6 protein-coding genes are annotated in these 5,685 nt (G+C 71.7%); 2 read left to right on the plus strand and 4 right to left on the minus strand.

Annotated elements, in window-relative coordinates; all coding sequences use genetic code 11:
• Together AC2W7A_RS08615 and AC2W7A_RS08620 are read left to right on the plus strand one after the other, a co-directional pair.
• Positions 1–324: hypothetical protein (locus tag AC2W7A_RS08615; protein WP_485990997.1), on the plus strand; the 324-nt coding region annotated here is incomplete at its 5' end.
• Between the two features lie 56 nt (positions 325–380).
• Positions 381–1,478, plus strand: a complete 1,098-nt coding sequence (locus AC2W7A_RS08620) for a 4-hydroxy-3-methylbut-2-enyl diphosphate reductase (protein ID WP_485990998.1) — start codon at positions 381–383, stop codon at positions 1,476–1,478.
• 323 nt (positions 1,479–1,801) lie between these two features.
• On the opposite strand, the gene AC2W7A_RS08625 is transcribed toward AC2W7A_RS08620, so the two are convergent.
• The 4 genes from AC2W7A_RS08625 to AC2W7A_RS08640 form a co-directional block, all read right to left on the minus strand.
• Entirely contained in the window at positions 1,802–3,499 is a 1,698-nt protein-coding gene (locus tag AC2W7A_RS08625; protein ID WP_485990999.1) for an SLC13 family permease, read from the minus strand.
• Between the two features lie 183 nt (positions 3,500–3,682).
• On the minus strand, positions 3,683–4,297 hold the full coding sequence (locus AC2W7A_RS08630) for a DNA recombination protein RmuC (protein WP_485991000.1): 615 nt from the start codon (positions 4,295–4,297) through the stop codon (positions 3,683–3,685).
• On the minus strand, positions 4,266–4,652 hold the full coding sequence (gene rmuC, locus AC2W7A_RS08635; protein ID WP_485991001.1) for a DNA recombination protein RmuC: 387 nt from the start codon (positions 4,650–4,652) through the stop codon (positions 4,266–4,268). Before rmuC ends, AC2W7A_RS08630 begins: the two co-directional genes overlap by 32 nt.
• A 330-nt stretch (positions 4,653–4,982) precedes the next feature.
• A complete protein-coding gene (locus tag AC2W7A_RS08640) occupies positions 4,983–5,603 on the minus strand; it encodes a response regulator transcription factor (RefSeq protein ID WP_485991002.1) in 621 nt (206 codons plus the stop codon).
• Between the last annotated feature and the right edge of the window lie 82 nt (positions 5,604–5,685).

A 5,685-nucleotide genomic window follows, 5' to 3' on the forward strand; every position in this document is an offset into this window, starting at 1 on the left:
CCGCCCGCCGTGGCCGGCCTGGCCGCGCTGCTGCTCGCCCCGGGGCGCTGGCGCGGTGCCGTCCTCGTGGTGATCGGACTGCTGCTGGTCGGGGCGATCTCGTCCGGACGGCCCGTGGCGTCCCCGGACCTGGTCCGGCTGTCCGTCCCGGAGCGTGCCCCGCACTCGCTCGCCGACCTCACCGAGGCCGTCGACTCCGTGGTCCGCTCGGTGGTGGAGGACTCGTTCGCCCCGAGCGCCACGGGACTGCTGTACGGAGGGGGAGCGGCCGTCGTCGTGGGCCTGCTGTGGGCGGCGTTCGCCCGGAGCCCGCGGCGCCGTTGACGGCGGCGTCCGGGAAGGCCTCCGCGGGGTGGATCCCGACCGATAGAGTGGAGGGCATGTCCACCCCCACCACCGCCCCCGCAACCGCCTCCGTCGGCCTCGGCATGCCGCACGTGCCCCGCGTGCGCCGCAGCCGCGAGGAGATCGAGGCCGCCGCCCCCGTCTCCGGTGACAAGCGCGTCCTGCTGGCCGCCCCGCGCGGCTACTGCGCCGGCGTGGACCGCGCCGTGATCGCTGTGGAGAAGGCCCTCGAGGTCCACGGCGCCCCGGTCTACGTGCGTAAGGAGATCGTGCACAACCGCCACGTGGTGGACTCGCTGTCCGAGCGCGGCGTGGTGTTCGTCTCCGAGCTGGACGAGGTGCCCGCCGGTGCCGTCACCGTCTTCTCCGCCCACGGCGTGTCCCCGGCCGTGGTGGCCGAGGCCGCCGAGCGTGACCTGCAGACCATCGACGCCACCTGCCCGCTGGTCACCAAGGTGCACCGCGAGGCCGTGCGCTTCGCGAAGCAGGACAAGCAGATCCTGCTCATCGGGCACGACGGGCATGAGGAGGTCGAGGGCACCTACGGCGAGGCGCCGGAGCACACCACCGTCATCAACGACGTGGAGGAGGCCCGGACCGTGCAGGTCCAGGACCCGGACAACCTGATCTGGCTCTCCCAGACCACCCTCTCCGTGGACGAGACCCTGGAGATCGTCTCCGTGCTGCGCGAGCGGTTCCCGAACCTGCAGGACCCGCCCTCGGACGACATCTGCTACGCCACCTCCAACCGCCAGGCCGCCGTGAAGGTCATCTCGCCCGAGGTGGACCTGATGCTGGTGGTGGGCTCCGCGAACTCTTCCAACTCCGTGCGCCTCAAGGAGGTCTCGCTGGAGTACGGCGCCCGCCGCGCCGAGCGCGTGGACTTCGCGCACCAGGTGGACGAGTCCTGGTTCGAGGGCGTCGCCACCGTGGGCCTGAGCTCCGGCGCGTCCGTGCCGGAGGTACTGGTGCAGGACGTGCTGTCCCTGCTGGCGGACTACGGCTACGCGCAGGTGGACGAGGTCGTCACCGCGGAGGAGGACATCATGTTCTCCCTGCCCAAGGAGCTGCGCGCCGAGCTGAAGAAGATCGGGGACGAGGACCGCAGCCTCGGCGGCCGCCGCCGCGACTGACCGGGGCGTCTGGCGGCCTCCCCGCGTCGAGCCAGAGGGTTTGGCTGGTTCGTGGGGTGGTGAAGTAGCCGTTTGTTCTGGTTCGACTAGAGGACTCGGACACTCCCGGGAACATACTCACGCCCGGGAGAGAGGCACACCCATGCCCATCAATGTGAGGATCCAGGTCGCCTTGCCCAATCGGCGGGGTGTCTTTTCCCGGTGTCTTCGCCCTGGCCGACGGACTGGCCGTTCCGGCCCTGACCGCACAGCACGAAGGGCCCCGCCGGATCCGTTCCGGCAGGGGCCCTTCGCGTGTGCCCGGGGTGTCCCCGGGGCCGGCCTCAGAAGGTGAGGCCGAAGACCCAGACGAGCAGGGTCATGGAGGCGGCGATGATCAGCACGACCGCGATCAGGTTGATCCAGATGCCGCCCTTCACCATCTGGCCCACGGTCACGTAGCCGGAGCCGTAGGCGATGGCGTTCGGCGGGGTGGCGACCGGCAGCATGAACGCACAGGTGGCGGCCAGGGCCACCGGGGCGCACAGCATGAGCGGGTCGATGCCGGTGCCCATGGCCACACCGGAGGCGACCGGCAGGAACGTCGCCGCGGTGGCGGTGTTCGAGGTCATCTCGGTGAGGAACAGGATGCCGAGGGCGGCCACGGCCACCAGGATGACCACCGGGATGCCGCCGAGGCCGGCGACCTGCTCGCCGATCCACTCGGACAGCCCGGAGTCCTGGAACTGCTTGGACAGGGCGAGGCCGCCGCCGAACAGCAGCAGCACGCCCCACGGCAGCTGGATGGCGGACTCCCAGTCCAGCAGGCGCACGCCGCGCTGGGCGTCGCCGCCGGCGGGCAGCAGAAACAGCAGGATGCCGACGGCGATCGCGATGCCGGCGTCCGCGATCGGGGCGGACTCGAGACCGAAGACGTACTCGGACAGCAGCGGCACGGCCACCCAGGCCAGCGCGGCCAGCACGAACAGGGCGAGCACGCGCTTCTCACCGGAGGACATGGGGCCGAGCTTGGCCTTCTCCTCGCGGATGAGCTCCTGGCCCCCGCCGATCTCGTCGATCTCCGGCTTGAACAGGACCTTGGTGAGCATGAACCAGCAGGCGACCATGAGGATCAGGGCGATCGGCATGCCGACGAGCATCCACTGGGCGAAGCCGATGTTCAGGTCATGGTTCTCCCGCATGAAACCGGCGAGCAGGGTGTTCGGCGGGGTGCCGATCAGGGTGCCGAGGGAGCCGATCGAGGCGGCGTACGCGATGCCGAGCATCAGGGCGGTGCCGAAGTTGGACTTGGTGAGCTTCTGCAGCTGCTTGTCGTCCATGTCCGCCGGGTCCTGCTTCAGCTCCTCGTCCGAGAGGTCTGCCTCCACCGCCTCCGCCTCGGCACCGGTGGCGTAGCGCTGGACCAGCATGAGCACGGAGATGCCGATCGGCAGCATCATCACGGCGGTCGCGGTGTTGGACACCCACATGGACAGGAAGCCGGTGGCGATCATGAAGCCGGCGATGAGGTTCGCGGTCTTCGAGCCCATGACAGCGAGCACGGAGAGCGCGATGCGGCGGTGCAGGTTCCAGCGCTGCATGGCCAGCGCGAGCATGAACCCGCCCATGAACAGGAAGATGGTGTCCGCTCCGTAGGAGGCGCCCACGTTCGAGACGGACACGCCCGCGCCCTCGGGGGTCTCGCCGGCAGGGATGAGCACGGGGAACAGGACCAGCGGCAGCAGTGAGGTGGCCGGGATCGGGATGGCCTCGGTCATCCACCAGATCGCCATGAGCACCGCGGTGCCGGCGATCAGGCGGGGCCACACCCCGATGTCCGCGGGCATGAGGAAGAAGATGAGCAGGCCGAGGGCAGGTCCGAGGATCAGGCCGATGATGCGGTTGCGGACGGTGCCGCCGGCGACGGCCTCGTCTCGCATTCCGGGGGAGAGCTCCTGGGCGAAGTCCTTCGCCCGGGACTGGGGGTCGTACTTCTTGAGGTGGTCACCGGTGACGGTGGACCGTGGCGACGGGGATGACATGGCCACTCCTTTGTGCAGTCAGGCGGGGCGCCGTGCGGAGTCACCGGGGCCATATGGACCCGCTGTGATGCTCCTGGTGCAAAGGTAACAGTGCGCCACGGTGCCATGTGCTCTGTGTCACCCTTTTCTGACCTTTCCGTCCAGGTCAGCGTGATGCGTCCGCCTCCTCCGTTCGGTTCGCTCCTACCCGTCCCGGTCCTGCCACAGCTCGCCCTGCTGCGCCGTGAGCTCCGGGGCGGCCAACGGGCGGGGGAGCTGCTCCACGGCACGCGCGTCCTCGAGGGGGGACTCCAGCTGTGGGTCCAGCTCCTGGATCCTCCGGGCGGAGGGCAGCACGCGCGTCTCCAGGGTGCCGAGCAGCCTGTTGTAGTGCTCCACGGACTTCCCGAGCGAGGAGCCCAGGCGGGTGAGGTGCCCGCCGAGCGTGCCGAGGCGCTCGTAGAGCTGGCGGGCGGCGGCCACCACCTGGTGGGCGTCCTCGGCGATCCGCTCCTGCCGCCAGGCGTGGGCCACGGACTTCAGGGCGGTGAGCAGGGACACCGGCGCCACCAGCGCCACCCCGCGGGCGAACGCGTGGTCCAGCAGGCCCGGGTCCTCCTCCAGGGCCGTGGCGAGCAGGGACTCCGAGGGCAGGAAGCACAGGACCAGCTCCGGGCTCTCCTCGAGCCCTGCCCAGTAGCCCTTCGATGCGAGGGTGTCCACGTGCCGGCGCACCGCCGCGGCGTGCTTCGCCCGCAGCTGCCCGCGGCGCTCGCGGGCCTGGTCGTCATGCTCGTCCGCCAGGTGCTGTGCGGCCACGCCTCCGCGCCGGGGCCTTGGCGTCCACGGCCAGGGCCTTGCCGCCGGGCAGATGCACCAGCAGGTCCGGGCGGAGCCGCTGTCCGTCCGCCCCCGCCACGGTGGCCTGCTCCGCGAAGTCCGTGTGCGGCAGCATGCCGGCGGCCTCCACCACCCGGCGCAGCTGCACCTCGCCCCAGTGGCCGCGGGCGGTGGTGGACTTTAGCGTGGAGAGCAGCTCGGTGGTCTGGTGCATCAGCGCGGAGTCCGTCCGCGCGGCCTGGCGCAGCTGCTCGCCCAGGGCGGCGAACTGGTCCACCCGGTCCCGTTCCAGCACCGCCACCTGCTCCTGCAGGTGTCGCATGCGCTCACCCATGGGCGCCAGCGCCTTGAGCACGTCCGTGTCCGCGCGGACTCCTCCTGCTCCGCCCGCCCCTGCTCCAGCATCCGCACCGAGGTCTCCGCGCGCGCCAGCCGCTCACGGGACCGTGCGACCTCGTCCGCGGACTGCTCCACGCGGCGGCGCAGCTCCTCCTCCCGCACACGAGCACGGGAGGCCAGGAGCCAGGCGACGACGGCGGCGCCCAGCACGAGGCCCAGGACCAGGCCGAGGATCAGGGAGAAGACGTCCATGCACCCAGGGTGCCACCCGAGGCGGACGGGATAGGCCGTCGTCGCGGGTCGGTCGGGCGCGCCGCCCGGGGACTCAGAGCCAGCCGCGGTCCCGGGCGACGGCGGCGGCCTCGGCGCGGGTGGAGGTGTGGGTCTTGCCGATCGCGCTGGAGAGGTGGTTGCGGACCGTGCCGGGGGACAGGTGCAGTTCCGCGGCGATCTGACGCACCGGCGCGCCCTCCAGGGCGGCTCGCAGCACGTCCCGCTCCCGCTCGGTCAGCGGGCTGCCGCCGAGGGACAGGGTCTCGGCCGCCAGCGACGGGTCCACCACCCGCTCGCCGCGGGCCACCCGTCGCACGGCGTCCGCGAGCTGCTCGGCGGGCACGTCCTTGACCACGAAGCCGTCCGCGCCGGCCTCCAGTGCCCGGGACAGGTATCCGGGCCGGCCGAACGTCGTCACGATCAGCACCCGGCAGCCCGCTCCGGAGGCCCGCAGCGCCGCGGCCGCCTCGATCCCGTCCACACCGGGCATCTCCACGTCCAGCAGGGCCACGTCCACCGCCTGCTCGTGCACCAGCGCGACCACGTCCGACCCTGAGTCCGTCTGTGCCACGACCTTCATGTCCGGCTCGAGGTCCAGCAGCGCGGCCAGGCCGGCGCGCACCAGGGACTGGTCGTCCGCCAGCAGCAGGCGCAGCGGGGCGTCGGTGCTCACAGGGTGACCTCCAGTCGGGTGCCGGGGCGGGCGGTGCCCGGGTGTTCCGGGCCCACCTGCAGTGTGCCACCGGCGGCCTCGG

Source organism: Micrococcus sp. LASM2_SD2, from assembly GCF_057364565.1.